Source organism: Vibrio sp. TRT 17S01 (assembly GCF_050113695.1).
Lineage (GTDB): Bacteria > Pseudomonadota > Gammaproteobacteria > Enterobacterales > Vibrionaceae > Vibrio.
In genome coordinates this window covers 1-14428 of the sequence record NZ_JBNJOG010000021.1, presented here as the reverse complement: position 1 = coordinate 14428, position 14428 = coordinate 1, and the positions used below count along the sequence as shown (strand labels likewise).

The 14428-nt window shown below is 43.5% G+C and carries 13 protein-coding genes and 1 pseudogene; 12 read left to right on the top strand and 2 right to left on the bottom strand.

Features of this window, described 5'->3' with window-relative positions; translation table 11 throughout:
* The first annotated feature begins 111 nt into the window (after window positions 1-111).
* The 5 genes and pseudogenes from cobA to cysC all read left to right on the top strand — a co-directional run bounded on the left by cobA (window position 112) and on the right by cysC (window position 5769).
* Window positions 112-969, top strand: coding sequence for a uroporphyrinogen-III C-methyltransferase (gene cobA, locus ACQEXS_RS20585; protein WP_427015057.1), 858 nt, complete (start codon window positions 112-114; stop codon window positions 967-969).
* A gap of 41 nt (window positions 970-1010) precedes the next feature.
* Window positions 1011-1931, top strand: a pseudogene (gene cysD, locus ACQEXS_RS20580) (sulfate adenylyltransferase subunit CysD); the annotation flags it as partial.
* An 18-nt stretch (window positions 1932-1949) separates the two neighbouring features.
* Window positions 1950-3377: a sulfate adenylyltransferase subunit CysN gene (gene cysN / locus ACQEXS_RS20575; protein WP_427015047.1), complete on the top strand. Its 1428-nt coding sequence runs from the start codon at window positions 1950-1952 to the stop codon at window positions 3375-3377.
* A gap of 33 nt (window positions 3378-3410) precedes the next feature.
* Window positions 3411-5135 (top strand): SLC13 family permease, encoded by a 1725-nt coding sequence (locus ACQEXS_RS20570; RefSeq protein WP_367987427.1) that lies wholly within the window; start codon window positions 3411-3413, stop codon window positions 5133-5135.
* Window positions 5136-5148: 13 nt separating this feature from the next.
* Entirely contained in the window at window positions 5149-5769 is a 621-nt protein-coding gene (gene cysC, locus ACQEXS_RS20565; RefSeq protein WP_427011890.1) for an adenylyl-sulfate kinase, read from the top strand.
* 64 nt (window positions 5770-5833) lie between these two features.
* On the opposite strand, the gene ACQEXS_RS20560 is transcribed toward cysC, so the two are convergent.
* Window positions 5834-6295 carry a chemotaxis protein CheX gene (locus ACQEXS_RS20560; RefSeq protein WP_367987426.1) on the bottom strand — a complete coding sequence of 154 codons (462 nt, stop codon included), beginning with the start codon at window positions 6293-6295 and terminating at the stop codon, window positions 5834-5836.
* A gap of 16 nt (window positions 6296-6311) precedes the next feature.
* A complete protein-coding gene (zur, locus tag ACQEXS_RS20555) occupies window positions 6312-6776 on the bottom strand; it encodes a zinc uptake transcriptional repressor Zur (RefSeq protein WP_367987425.1) in 465 nt (154 codons plus the stop codon).
* Between the two features lie 256 nt (window positions 6777-7032).
* On the opposite strand from zur, the gene dusA reads away from it, so the two are divergent.
* The 7 genes from dusA (at window position 7033) to ACQEXS_RS20520 (ending at window position 14023) form a co-directional block, all read left to right on the top strand.
* Window positions 7033-8013 (top strand): tRNA dihydrouridine(20/20a) synthase DusA, encoded by a 981-nt coding sequence (dusA, locus tag ACQEXS_RS20550; RefSeq protein ID WP_427015046.1) that lies wholly within the window; start codon window positions 7033-7035, stop codon window positions 8011-8013.
* Between the two features lie 164 nt (window positions 8014-8177).
* Complete coding sequence (gene pspG / locus ACQEXS_RS20545; RefSeq protein ID WP_367987423.1) at window positions 8178-8387, top strand: envelope stress response protein PspG; 210 nt, start codon at window positions 8178-8180, stop codon at window positions 8385-8387.
* A 112-nt stretch (window positions 8388-8499) separates the two neighbouring features.
* Window positions 8500-9159 (top strand): TIGR04219 family outer membrane beta-barrel protein, encoded by a 660-nt coding sequence (locus ACQEXS_RS20540; RefSeq protein ID WP_427015045.1) that lies wholly within the window; start codon window positions 8500-8502, stop codon window positions 9157-9159.
* A gap of 143 nt (window positions 9160-9302) precedes the next feature.
* Window positions 9303-9533, top strand: coding sequence for a hypothetical protein (locus ACQEXS_RS20535; protein WP_367987421.1), 231 nt, complete (start codon window positions 9303-9305; stop codon window positions 9531-9533).
* 128 nt (window positions 9534-9661) lie between these two features.
* Window positions 9662-11518 carry an assimilatory sulfite reductase (NADPH) flavoprotein subunit gene (locus ACQEXS_RS20530; RefSeq protein WP_427015044.1) on the top strand — a complete coding sequence of 619 codons (1857 nt, stop codon included), beginning with the start codon at window positions 9662-9664 and terminating at the stop codon, window positions 11516-11518.
* On the top strand, window positions 11518-13254 hold the full coding sequence (cysI, locus tag ACQEXS_RS20525) for an assimilatory sulfite reductase (NADPH) hemoprotein subunit (protein WP_427015043.1): 1737 nt from the start codon (window positions 11518-11520) through the stop codon (window positions 13252-13254). Before ACQEXS_RS20530 ends, cysI begins: the two co-directional genes overlap by 1 nt.
* Window positions 13247-14023 (top strand): phosphoadenylyl-sulfate reductase, encoded by a 777-nt coding sequence (locus ACQEXS_RS20520; RefSeq protein ID WP_427011907.1) that lies wholly within the window; start codon window positions 13247-13249, stop codon window positions 14021-14023. Before cysI ends, ACQEXS_RS20520 begins: the two co-directional genes overlap by 8 nt.
* Window positions 14024-14428 lie beyond the last annotated feature (405 nt).

Genomic DNA, 14428 nt, shown 5'->3' with positions numbered 1-14428 from the left:
AAGAATCGATTCCCTTATCAGTATTTCGAATAAAAAATGAAATTTTAGAATTTCAGGTAATATAAAGAGATCGCCATAATGCATTTTATTCACAAGGAATAAATGGTGATTATGGTTATGAAGGAAAGCGTTTCTCAGTTCCCGCTCAGTAGCGTGAGAAATAATACCTCTACATTTCAGAAGGTAGTCCAAAGTCAATTACGCCCCGGAGAAGTCGCTTTAGTAGGCGCAGGTCCTGGGGATCCTGAATTGCTTACACTTAAAGCGTTGTCTTTCCTTCAACAAGCTGATGTCGTTTTGTATGACTACTTAGTGTCAGACGACATTATGGCGCTTGTTCCATCTTCCACGATTTTGGTCTGCGTTGGTAAGCGCGCTGGTCACCATAGTGTTCCTCAAGAAAAAACCAATCAATTAATTGTTGATTTTGCCCATCAGGGTCACCGCGTTGTGCGGATTAAAGGCGGCGATCCTTTTGTGTTCGGACGTGGTGGAGAAGAGCTTGAAGTTCTGGCTGATGCAGGGATTGCGTTTCAAGTGATCCCTGGTATTACCGCTGCTGCCGGGGCAACGGCTTATGCAGGAATTCCATTAACTCACCGCGATTATGCTCAATCGGCAATGTTTGTGACCGGTCACTTAAAGGCTGAAACCGATGATATGGATTGGTCGACACTGGCTCGTGGGCACCAAACGCTGGTGATCTACATGGGGTTGATGAAGTCTTCGTATATCCAGCAGCAATTAATTAAACATGGTCGAGCTCTAAGTACACCAATCGCCATTATTGAGCGTGGTACTCAGGCGGATCAGAAAATTTTCAAAGGCCAGCTTTCACAGTTGGCAGAACTTGCAAAAGATGCCCAATCTCCAGCGTTGATCGTGGTCGGAGAAGTTGTGGCTTTATCTGAAAAATTACATTGGTTTGGCAGTGAGGAGTCTGCGGAACCACTAAGACATTATGCGTAAGGCAATAAAGTTAAGCCCACTCGCTCAAGCAGAGTAGCAAAGGAAGCATAAACATGGACCAACAACGTTTAACCCACCTGAAACAGCTCGAAGCGGAAAGTATTCATATCATCCGTGAAGTTGCAGCAGAATTTGATAACCCAGTGATGATGTACTCCATTGGTAAAGATTCGTCAGTGATGTTGCATTTAGCACGTAAGGCGTTTTACCCAGGCAAAATTCCATTCCCACTTCTTCATGTGGATACCGATTGGAAATTTAAAGAGATGATTGAGTTTCGCGATCGTACTGCAGAAAAGTATGGCTTTGAGCTTTTGGTTCATAAGAACCCTGAAGGTCTAGCAATGGGTTGTAGCCCTTTTGTTCATGGCTCCTCTAAACATACGGACATCATGAAAACTCAAGGCTTGAAGCAAGCTCTGAACAAGTACGGTTTTGATGCCGCATTCGGTGGTGCACGCCGTGATGAAGAAAAGTCTCGTGCGAAAGAGCGTGTGTATTCATTCCGTGACAAGAACCATACTTGGGATCCTAAAAACCAGCGTCCTGAGTTATGGCGTACCTATAACGGCCAAATTAACAAGGGGGAAAGTATTCGCGTGTTCCCACTATCAAACTGGACAGAGCTGGATATTTGGCAATACATCTACCTAGAAGATATTGAAATCGTACCACTGTATTTAGCGGATAAGCGCCCAGTGGTTGAGCGTGATGGCATGTTGATCATGGTTGATGACGATCGAATGGAACTTGAGCCTGGGGAAGTTATTGAAGAAAAGAGTGTTCGTTTCAGAACTCTGGGTTGCTATCCACTGACAGGGGCGATTGAGTCAGAAGCGAAGACGTTAACCGGCATTATTGAAGAGATGCTAGTTGCTACATCGAGTGAACGTCAGGGACGAGCGATCGACCACGATCAGTCTGGATCGATGGAACTGAAAAAACGCCAAGGCTACTTCTAAAAGATCTAAGGAAAGAATATGAACAGTGCAGTTGAAGCTCAATTAGCTGAGCTTGGTATCGAAGGTTACCTAAACCAACATCAACATAAATCGCTACTTAGATTTTTAACCTGTGGTTCCGTAGACGATGGTAAAAGTACACTGATAGGCCGATTGCTCCATGACTCGAAGCAGATTTATGAAGATCAATTAGCGGCAGTCCACTCTGACAGCCTACGTGTTGGTACAACAGGTGAAAAACCAGACTTAGCCTTGCTGGTGGATGGTCTGCAAGCCGAGCGTGAACAAGGCATCACAATTGATGTGGCTTACCGTTATTTTTCTACTCAGAAGCGTAAGTTCATTATTGCGGATACGCCGGGGCATGAGCAGTATACTCGAAATATGGCGACCGGTGCATCAACGTGTGATCTTGCAGTGATCCTTATTGATGCACGTAAAGGGGTTCTGGATCAAACGCGTCGCCATTCGTTTATCTCAAACCTGCTTGGCTTGAAACATTTTGTCGTTGCTGTGAACAAAATGGATCTTGTGGATTATTCCCAAGAGCGTTTTGAAGAGATTCGTGAAGAGTATTTAGCATTTTCTGAAAACCTTCATGGTGATATCGATATTCAAATTATTCCTTTATCAGCATTGGAAGGCGACAACGTAGTAGAGAAAAGCCAGAAGATGGCTTGGTATCAAGGGGCACCATTGCTGGATATTCTCGAGGCAGTTGATGTTGACCATGAGAAGGAGGAGGGAGAGTTTCGTTTCCCCGTCCAGTACGTGAATCGTCCAAATCTCGATTTTCGTGGCTTTGCTGGCACTATCGCATCAGGTTCGATCAAAGTGGGTGACGCTGTTAAAGCGCTTCCATCAGGTAAAACATCGAAAGTCGCACGCATCGTCACTTTTGACGGTGATCTAGAGCAAGCACAAGCAGGTCTAGCCGTCACACTGACCTTGAAAGATGAAATTGATATCAGCCGTGGGGATTTAATTGTCCTTGAAAATGCCAAGGTGGAATCCACGAACCGTCTACTTGCTGACGTCGTTTGGATGACTGAGCAACCTCTAGCGCCAGGTCGTGATTATGACATCAAAATTGCAGGCAAGAAGAGCGTTGGTCGAGTGGATGCCATTCGTTATCAATATGACATCAATAACCTCTCTACTCATGATGCAGAAAGTTTGCCGTTAAATGGCATTGGTGCGTGTGAATGGACATTAAATGAATCGGTGGCACTGGATGATTACCTCAACTGCGCAGATACAGGCGGTTTTATTATTATTGACCGTTTAACCAATGTGACTGTAGGGGCAGGGCTGGTGCGTGAAAGCTTATCGGTGAGCGAAGCCACAACAGGTGATCTCTCAGCGTTCGAAATAGAGCTAAATGCACTTATTCGTAAGCATTTCCCTCATTGGGATGCGAAGGATCTGAGTCAGTTATTGAAGTAACCATCACAGAGTGTTCTGTGTAAGGTAGGGATTATGTGGCAACAAGGATTTGTGTTAGCAATGCTGCTTGGCATTGTGACTTGTCTGCTCGTGACTCGAATAAAGCCCAGCTTGATCTTTGCTGGTGCAGCATTCATCGCCTTTATTGCGGGAATGATCGAGTTAAGCGATGTTGCCACTAATTTTACCAATTCGTCTTTGTTGACTCTTGTATTACTGATCTTGGCATCAAGTGCTTTAGAAAAGACTCGCTTGATTAGCTGGGTAAGTCGTAGTTTGTCGAATGGTAAACTCGGTACCGTTGTGGCCAAGCTTGGTTTTTCTACTGCGTTGCTGTCTTCATTTACTAACAATACGGCAGTTGTGGTCTCCCTTATTGGAGCGATAAAGCGTAATCAACAACACGCGCCATCAAAGTTATTGATCCCGCTTTCTTATGCGGCGATCTTAGGTGGGACATTAACGTTGATCGGTACCTCCACCAACTTGATCATTAATAGCTTTGTGGAAGATGCCGGTTTACCGAGTTTGAACTTTTTTACACCCACCTTGATCGGCTTATCAGTATTAGTGGGTGGCTTAGTGATCCTGATCCCGCTCAGCTACTTGTTACCCAATTATGAAGATCATGCCCAAGATGATCTGCCATATTTTCTTGAAGCACGAGTCGAGTCTGGCTCTCCTCTGGTTGGAAAAAGTATTGCGGAAAACAATTTACGCGCTTTACGCAAATTGTTTTTAGCTGAAGTCATTCGTGATGGGCAAACCATGCCATCAGTTGACCCAGACTTTGTACTTCAAGCGAAAGACAGACTGCTCTTTTGTGGAGATATTGAAAGTGTTGCAACACTTCAAGAGATCCAAGGGTTAACATTGTTTGGTCAGCATCATTTGAATGGTCAAAGTTTTGTAGAAGTGGTGGTGAGCTCTTCAGCGTCATTTTGCAATAAAACCTTGAAGTCGAGTCGTTTTCGAGACCGCTTTGATGCCGTGGTCGTCGCTATTCGCCGTGGTCATGAACGGTTAGAAGGAGGTTTGGGGAATATCACGCTCAATGCTGGTGATACCTTAGTGTTAGTCCCGGGAAAGCGTTTTGAATCAGAGCGCCAAGCACACCGTAAAGAATTTGTTCAAATCAATGATCTGGACTCTAGTGCACGCTTAGACATCAATAAATCATCATGGGTATTGGCAGGTTTTGCGCTTGTGATAGCGGCAGCTCTGCTTGAGTTTATTCCCTTGATTAAAGGGCTTGCGGTGTATCTAGTGATCATGCTGTTCACTGGGGTGGTTCAACTGAGTGAATTACGTCGCCGTTTCCCTGTCGACATTGTGGTAATTGTTGGCTCTGCACTATCTATCGCTCAATTAATGCTTTCTACTGGTTTGTCTGAGCGTCTTGGGCAGATGTTCATGCATACATTTAATGGTTGGGGCGTTTTAGGCGCATTGGTTGCGACGTATTTATTGACTCTCATCCTAACTGAGTTGGTAACCAATAATGCCGCTGCCGCACTGGCATTCCCTATCGGCTACAGTATGGCTATTAGCTATGGTGTTGATCCCATGCCATTCATTATGGCGGTATTGTTTGGTGCTAGTGCCAGCTTTATTTCGCCATACGGATATCAAACAAATTTATTGGTTTATAGCGTTGGGAATTACAAATTGACAGATTACGTACGGATAGGCATACCAATTTCGATCGTGTATTCGGTTCTGGTACTTAGCTTAATCCCACTCTTTTTTCCGTTTTAAAAGGATTTGAATGATGACAACGCAGACGCCTGTGAAAGACGAAAACATCGTTTGGCATCAACATACGATAGATAAATCATTTCGAGCTGAACTGAAAAAACAGCAGCCCGCCGTGCTTTGGTTTACAGGGTTATCGGGGGCGGGTAAATCGACCGTCGCGGGTGCGTTGGAAAACAAGCTAGCGAGCCAAGGGTACCATACCTATTTATTGGACGGTGACAATGTACGCCACGGTTTGTGCAGTGACTTAGGTTTCTCAGAGCAAGATCGTCGTGAAAATATTCGTCGTATCGGTGAGCTTTCGAAGCTCATGGCTGATGCTGGTTTGATTGTGCTATCAGCTTTCATTTCACCACACCGAGCTGAACGTCAAATGGTTCGTGAAATGTTGCCTGATGGAGAATTTATCGAAGTGTTCGTTAATGCTTCTCTGTCAGTATGCGAAGAGCGTGATCCAAAAGGTTTGTATAAAAAAGCAAGGGCGGGAGAGATCACGAATTTCACTGGAATCGACTCTGAGTATGAAGCGCCATTGGCGGCTGAACTAGATTTGCCAGCAGGGGAGTGCAGTGTTGAGGAGCTTGTTGAGTTATGTATGGCTGAATTGAAACAACGTGGCATTATTGCCAAGTAGCGCAATGTTGTAACCAATAAAAAAGCTTCCATTAATGGAAGCTTTTTTATTGTGTCCGTTAATGCTATTCGAAACAGATTTCGATGAAGGCATTACCCCATTGTGAGGAAAACGGCATAATGATAATTGCGCCTTCACATTTGTGGCGAATAGTATGCCCTTTGCCAGATACCACAACAGGTGTTGCCATATCAAAGTCAAAGCCACTTTCTGCCAAAATACGTTTTGCACCACCAGTTACCATATTGGTGATTTCACCCACCATATCGGTAACTTCATCATTCAAACCATTTGGGCGTTCACCCAGCATGTTCTGCATGATCTCGAGTGCTAAGCTTTCATCAAATGTGATCGACATAGATCCGCGAGTCTGGTCTCCGACCATTCCAATTAGACCGGATACGTCACCACGAGCAATTTCGTCTTTTTTTACGCGAGGCTTTTGTGGTTTCAATTCCAGTGAAGCCATCGTTTTTAAGACGTTCATCAAAGATGCTAAAAACGGATTAACAAATTCAGCGCGCATAATCTTCTTCTATATTTCAGGTTGCCGTTCCAGAGGAACAAGACAAACAAACTCCATGTGATTCAATAACATGGTTTGTAATAGTAAATCCATGTTGTTCTGCGTTTTCTGCCAGTAACTTAACTAAACTATCATTTTGAAGTTCAATTACATTGCCGCAACTATCACAAATCAACAAATGTGAATAATGCTTATGTGCATTACAGGAGCAGCAAGAAATAAAGCTGTTTGTGGACTCCACCCGGTGGATAAAACCTTGTTCCATCAGAAAATCCAATGCTCGGTATACCGTAGGTGGTTTCGCTTGTGGTTCACTTTGCTTCAGCTCTTCCAATAGCTCATAAGCGCTGGAAGCCTTTTTACTGGAACAAATGAGCTCAAACACTCGCTTTCTTTGAGGAGTGAGTCGAACTCCTCGTGCTGCACATATCTCTTCTATTTGCTTTATTAGCTGCTGGTCCAAATTAATCACCATAACCATTGGACTTTATTAATAATATACTATTTTTCGACGATGATCGTTTGTTGTAGAAACATTTCTGACAAAGATGTAGGTAATTACTACTAGACCTCGTCGTCAGGCCGTAAGTTTTCTGCCTGTCTAATTGACTAAGTTACCTTATCTTAACCAAAAACGATACAGACAAGATAAATTGGCACCCTTTTGCGGTTCCTATTACAATACGCGGCTTATTTGTAACTTGCTTATCAGACTTCATAACTCAGGATAGTGAAACATGACTCATTTATGCCGCTTCTCTGTCGCTCCCATGCTCGATTGGACTGACCGTCATTGTCGCTACTTCCACCGTTTGCTGACCAATGAAACATTACTGTATACCGAAATGGTCACAACGGGCGCCATTATTCATGGTAAAGGAGACTTCCTTGCTTACAACGAAGAAGAGCATCCAGTTGCACTTCAGTTAGGTGGTTCAAACCCTCAAGATTTAGCTACCTGTGCGAAGCTAGCTGCTGAGCGAGGTTATGATGAGATCAATTTGAATGTTGGTTGCCCTTCTGATCGCGTCCAAAATGGTCGCTTTGGTGCGTGTTTAATGGCAGAGCCTGAGCTGGTGGCGCAATGCGTTTCGGCAATGAAAGAAGTGGTTGATATCCCGGTGACGGTTAAAACTCGTATCGGCATCGATGATCAAGATTCGTATCAGTTTCTAACAGATTTCGTTTCGACTGTTTCTGAGAAAGGCGGTTGTGAACAGTTTACTATTCATGCCCGTAAAGCCTGGCTATCCGGTTTGAGTCCAAAGGAAAACCGTGAAATTCCGCCACTAGACTATCCTCGAGCGTATCAACTAAAGAAAGATTTCTCTCATTTAGTGATAGCCGTTAACGGTGGTGTTAAAACGTTAGAAGAAACGCAAACTCATTTACAGCACTTAGATGGTGTTATGGTAGGAAGAGAGGCGTATCAGAATCCTTATCTTTTGGCTGAAGTTGATCAGAAAATTTATGGTTTAGACAAGCCAGTTAAAAAGCGTACTCAGGTTGTTGAAGAGATGTATCCGTATATTGAACAACAGCTTTCTCAAGGGGCTTACTTAGGTCATATTACGCGTCATATGTTGGGATTGTTCCAAAATATGCCTGGAGCCCGTCAATGGCGTCGGTATATTAGTGAGAATGCGCATAAACCGGGTTCGGGTATTGATGTGGTACAAACCGCATTATCAAAAATTCCAAAAGAGTTAGATGTGTAAAATTTACCATCCATGCTGGTCAAATTAACCACGATAAAAGCCGAACATCTTATTGAAGTTCGGCTTTTATATTTTTAATGATTAAAAATCAATTAGTTAAAAAAGAAGTGATAACGTTGGCTCGCTTTCTGCTTTAGTTCGAGTAACTAAGAAGGAGACAAGTTATGTTTGAGCTAATTTTCCTGTTTGTGTTTGTTGCTACATTATTGGTCACAGGGATCACCATGTTTTCAGTATTTGCTGCAACAGGCCTTGCTTTGGTCGTGATGGTCGTGCTTGGTATGGTAGGCGTAGTGATAAAATTAATCCCATGGCTGATAGTCATTGCGCTGGGTATTTGGTTTTTCAAAAACTATGTGTATAGCCCAAGGTAAAGTTAATCACGTTTTAAGATTAACCACAGATTAGAATGTGGTACTATTTGCGCCATTATTGGACATGCACGAATTTAGGTGCGTAATACCTGTATTGGGAGTGTTGAATTTCATGAATAACAAATTGGCTCTTGCTTTAGCAACGGTCGCGGCAGTCTCTGCTGCACCAGTAATGGCTGAATCGTCAATTGAAGCTAAAGTAGGCGCAGAAATGTGGTGGCCAAATACCAAGGTCAATGAAGTACGACGCAACAATGACAATACGCCGAGCGTTTATGCATCTATCGAACACTCATTTGCGTATGTTCCAGATGTTCGATTCCGTTACTCAAGTGTTGATTCAGACTACATGGCTTTCGATAAGTACGATCTGACATTCTATTACCGCATCCTAGAGCATGATTTAATGCATTTTGATGCGGGTGTGACGGTTAGTGATTTAGCCAATACGCAATACATCAATGCTCATACCGAGCAGAGTGCGACATTTGATGAAGTAATTTGGGCTTGGTATGGCTATGCAGAACTGACGGTGCCAAATACCAATTTTGACATTATTGGTGAGATGAATTTTGGCGACAGCAGTGGTATCAAGAGTACGGATTTGATTGCAGGTATCCAATACCGTCTTCCACTTAAAAACAGCCAGATTGCTTTTCGTGGTGGTTACCGAGCCATTGACTTAGAATCCGAAATATTTCGAGAGCCAGAGCTGGGCAAACCGTTTATTTTTGCCGATGGTTGGTTCTTAGGTGCTGAATTTAGTTTCTAAAACTTAGATTGAATTGATTAAAACGTCGCTTTATAAGCGGCGTTTTTTTATATCTATTTTTTATAAAGTAGGATTTTTTTGTGCTCTTTTTTTCACTTGAGCCATGCTTAGAAAGGGGAGATACAAGCAAGGATCTGCAGCGAATGACTATTACCGAATTACGTAATTTGTATCGAGAGCAAAAATTAGTGGAAGCCATTATTGAACCATCTGCACAAGAAGGATGCTGGATAGTGGAATTTCGTCACGCTCGGGGCGGCTTTGTATTATTGACAGATTCGCATGGTGAAGAGTGCCATTACATGGATTTAGATCTCGCATCTAAATCAGCCATGGCTGTGGGCTTTAAGCAAGTGCGGGTAGAAGCAAAATAGTGGATTCCCGATTTGGGTAAACGCATTTTCTTAATTCAAAAAGTTATAAAACATTCACTTCTATTCTTTCTTGTTATTAAAGAGAGTGGTTAATCTATCATCACGCAATGAATAGGGATGTCGTGACCATGTCTTTAAACAAGAATGTGTCTTCTAGCGGAAACACACAATCACAAGAATTACCGGCGATCGCCAGTCCTCTAAATGATCAACAACTCAACACGCTTCAACAAACAGTAGCTGATTTATCTCCTCAGCAACTGGCGTGGGTGAGTGGATATTTCTGGGGCCTTTCTCAAGCTCAGCCGATGGCTGCTGCTGCACCAATTAATCAAGCGGCGGCTGCCGTTGCTGCAAAGCCAGCAGGTAAGCTGTCTATTATCTTTGCTTCACAGACTGGCAACGCAAAAGGCGTAGCTGAAGCGTTAGAGCAAGAAGCGAAAGCGCAAGGTATTGCGGTCGAGCTTTTTGATGCGAGTGACTACAAAGGTAAAAATCTAGCCAAAGAGACGCATGTTATTGTTGTCGCGTCAACCAATGGTGAAGGGGAGGCCCCTGATAATGCCATTGAACTCCATGAGTTTTTACAGTCAAAGAAAGCGCCTAAGTTACCAAACCTGAAATATGGTGTGATTGGTCTGGGTGACTCTAGTTATGAGTTCTTCTGTCAAACAGGAAAAGATTTTGATGCTTACCTTGCCAAACTGGGGGCGACGTCATTTATTGAACGCATCGATTGCGATGTTGATTATGAAGCATCAGCTGCAGAGTGGCGAAGCAAAGCACTTAGTGTTGTCAAAGAAGATTTAGCCGCAGGACCTGAAGCAGAAGTGGTTCAGCTACCTGTAGGACAAGCTGCTCCCGGACACTCGGCTTTTAATAAGCAAAACCCCTATACGGCTACGTTATTAACGAGTCAGAAAATCACGGGCAGAGATTCAGGTAAAGATGTTCGTCATGTGGAAATTGACCTTGATGGTTCAGGACTAACTTATCAGCCGGGTGATGCGCTTGGGGTTTGGTTTGAAAACAGTTCTGATCTGGCGAATGCAATCTTAGCGAAGGTTGGTTTGTCTGGTGTTGAGAGTGTTGAAATTGATGGCGAAAGCTTATCTATTCATAGTGCGCTTGTGAGTAAGTTTGAAATCACTGCATCAAATCCGCAGCTTGTCACTAAATTTGCGGAGCTATCTGGTAGTAAGAAACTGCAAAAGCTGGTGGATGACAAAGACAAATTACGAGAATACGCAGGTAACACTCAGGTCGTCGACGTACTTGCTGAGAAGAAAACTAAGCTAACTGCAGAAGAACTTGTTGGTTTACTGCGTCGTTTAACTCCTCGCCTATATTCAATTGCATCAAGCCAAACAGAGGTAGATGAAGAAGTTCATCTAACAGTTGGTTTGGTTGAATATGACCAAGGTGATGAAAAGCGTTTTGGTGGTGCGTCAAGCTTCTTAGCTCAACGCTTAGAAGAGGGCGGTGAGGTTAAGGTGTTTGTCGAGAACAACAATAACTTCAAGCTGCCTCAAGATGACAATACGCCAGTGATCATGGTTGGTCCGGGAACAGGTATTGCTCCTTTCCGTAGCTTTATTCAAGAACGTGACAATCGTGATGCTGAAGGTAAGAACTGGTTATTCTTTGGTGACCGTACCTTCACTCAGGATTTCCTCTATCAAGTTGAATGGCAAAAGTACTTAAAGTCAGGTGTACTTAACCGTTTAGATGTCGCGTTTAGTCGTGACCAATCTGAAAAAGTCTATGTACAACATCGCATCTTAGAAAATGCAGAGCAAGTGTGGCAGTGGATCCAAGAAGGTGCATACATCTATGTATGTGGTGATGCGACTCGTATGGCTAAAGATGTCCATGAAGCACTAGTTATTGTCGCGGAACAACAAGGCAAGATGTCGCGTGATGATGCTGAAGAATTTATTAATGAGTTGCGTAAAGCGAAACGTTACCAAAGGGATGTGTACTAATGACTTTTTCTACTGACAATAATAAGCAGGTGGTGTTAGACCAAGAGTTAGGAAAGCTTTCCGATAACGAGCGTCTAAAAACACAAAGTAATTTCCTGCGCGGGACGATTGAGCAAGATCTTCAAGACAGAATTACGGGTGGCTTTACCGCAGATAACTTTCAGCTAATTCGTTTCCACGGTATGTATCAACAAGATGACCGTGATATTCGCAACGAGCGTGCTAAGCAAAAGCTAGAACCGTTGCATAACGTAATGCTTCGTGCACGTATGCCAGGTGGCATCATCACGCCAAAGCAGTGGTTAGCGATTGATAAGTTTGCAACAGAACAATCTCTGTATGGCAGTATTCGCCTGACAACGCGTCAAACGTTCCAGTTCCACGGTGTTCTGAAGCCAAACATCAAGCTGATGCACCAAACGCTGAATAACATTGGTATTGATTCTATCGCGACAGCGGGTGATGTGAACCGAAATGTTCTATGTACCACTAACCCAGTTGAATCTGAGCTACACCAAGAAGCTTACGAATGGGCGAAAAAGATCAGTGAGCATCTATTACCTAAGACTAAAGCGTATGCGGAAATTTGGTTAGATGGTGAAAAGGTAGAAACAACCGACGATGATGAGCCAATTCTAGGTAAGACTTATCTACCTCGTAAGTTCAAAACAACGGTTGTGATCCCACCGCAGAACGATGTGGATGTTCATGCTAACGACCTAAACTTCGTCGCTATTGGTGAGAACGGCAAGCTGGTGGGCTTTAATGTCCTAGTCGGTGGCGGTCTAGCAATGACTCACGGTGATACATCTACTTATGCTCGCCGTGCCGATGACTTTGGTTTTGTTCCACTAGAAAAGACACTTGATGTTGCAGCAGCGGTAGTAACGACTCAGCGTGACTGGGGTAACCGTTCAAACCGTAAGAATGCAAAAACTAAATACACACTAGACCGTGTTGGTATTGATGTGTTTAAAGCAGAGGTTGAGAAGCGAGCTGGTGTGAAATTTGGCGATAGTCGTCCATACGAGTTCACAGATCGTGGCGACCGTATCGGTTGGGTTGAAGGTATCGATGGTAAACACCACTTAGCACTGTTTATTGAAAACGGTCGTCTACTGGACTTCCCGGGCAAACCACTGAAAACCGGTGTTGCTGAAATTGCCAAAATCCATAAAGGTGATTTCCGTATGACGGCCAACCAGAACTTAATTGTTGCTGGTGTGGCTAAGAGCCAGAAAGCCAAGATTGAGAAGATTGCCCGTGAGCATGGTTTAATTGATGACAGCGTTAGTGAGCAGCGCAAAAACTCAATGGCGTGTGTGGCATTCCCTACTTGTCCATTAGCGATGGCTGAAGCTGAACGTTTCCTGCCTCAATTTGTAACCGATGTAGAAAGCATCCTTGAGAAACACGGTTTACCTGAAGAAGACAACATCATTCTTCGTGTTACCGGTTGTCCAAATGGCTGTGGTCGGGCAATGTTGGCTGAGATTGGCCTAGTAGGTAAAGCGCCTGGCCGTTACAACCTTCACTTAGGTGGTAACCGTGCAGGTACACGTATTCCAAAGATGTATAAAGAGAACATCACAGACAAACAGATACTAGAAGAGATTGATCAACTCGTAGGCCGTTGGGCTAAAGAGCGTGAAACTGGCGAAGGATTTGGTGATTTTGCTATCCGTGCTGGCATCATCGAAGAAGTCAAAGTATCTAAGAGGGACTTGCATGCTTGATTCTATTGCCTCCAAACCGAAGCTAGCTGAGCTACTCTCATTAACTAAGACGGAGCAAATCCTTCGTCTTGCACAAATTAATGGTGAGTTGGAAACATTTACAGCCCAAGAACGTGTTGCTTGGGCATTAGAAAATCTAGAAGGGCAATTTGCGGTTTCATCGAGTTTTGGTATTCAAGCTGCGGTGATGTTGCATTTAGTTACTCAGCAACAACCTGACATTCCAGTCATTCTTACTGATACTGGGTATTTGTTTCCAGAAACATATCGCTTCATTGATCAGCTCAGTGAACAACTCACTCTGAATTTAAAAGTTTACCGTGCGGCTGAAAGTGCTCATTGGCAAGAGGCGCGTTATGGGAAACTGTGGGAGCAAGGTATAGATGGAATCGAAAAGTACAACAAGATAAATAAAGTAGAGCCTATGCGCAGAGCTTTAGATGAATTAGAAGTTGGTACTTGGTTCTCGGGCTTACGTCGTGAGCAATCCAAATCAAGAGCGAGTTTGCCGATTCTCTCTATTCAAAATGGTGTATTCAAGTTTTTACCTGTTATTGATTGGACCAACAAAGACGTACATTACTATTTAGATCAGCACGGACTCTCTTATCATCCACTTTGGGATGAAGGTTACCTTTCCGTTGGTGATACTCATACAACGAAAAAGTGGGAACCCGGTATGAGTGAAGAAGAAACTCGCTTCTTTGGTTTAAAGCGTGAGTGTGGACTTCATGAAGATGATAGAGAGCAAGATGGTTCGGGAATCTGATCGGTTTGCTTATGTATAGAAAAAGAAGGGTCGCGAAAGCGGCCCTTTTTGTCTCTCCAAATAGCAATTGTGGATAACTCTGTGGGTAATATGTTTGTTACACCTGGGTAAAGTTGGATAAATAAGACTTTGAATGAAAAGTCAGCGCTTAAGCGCTGTTTTTGCAATTTTTTCAAAATAACGCTTGCCAATGTGAGCGCGATCTCTATAATGCCTCCTCGTCGACAGGGCAAGAGCTCACAAGGGTTCAGCAAAGTTGGCAAGGTTTACTAGCCAAGCGGCAACGCTTGAAAAAAGTTTGAAAAAAGTGGTTGACACTAAACTTTATCTCGCTAGAATGACCGCCTCTTCCGAAGTGATGTGAGTCACAAAGAAGAAAAGCTCTTTAACAATATAAACCTATCA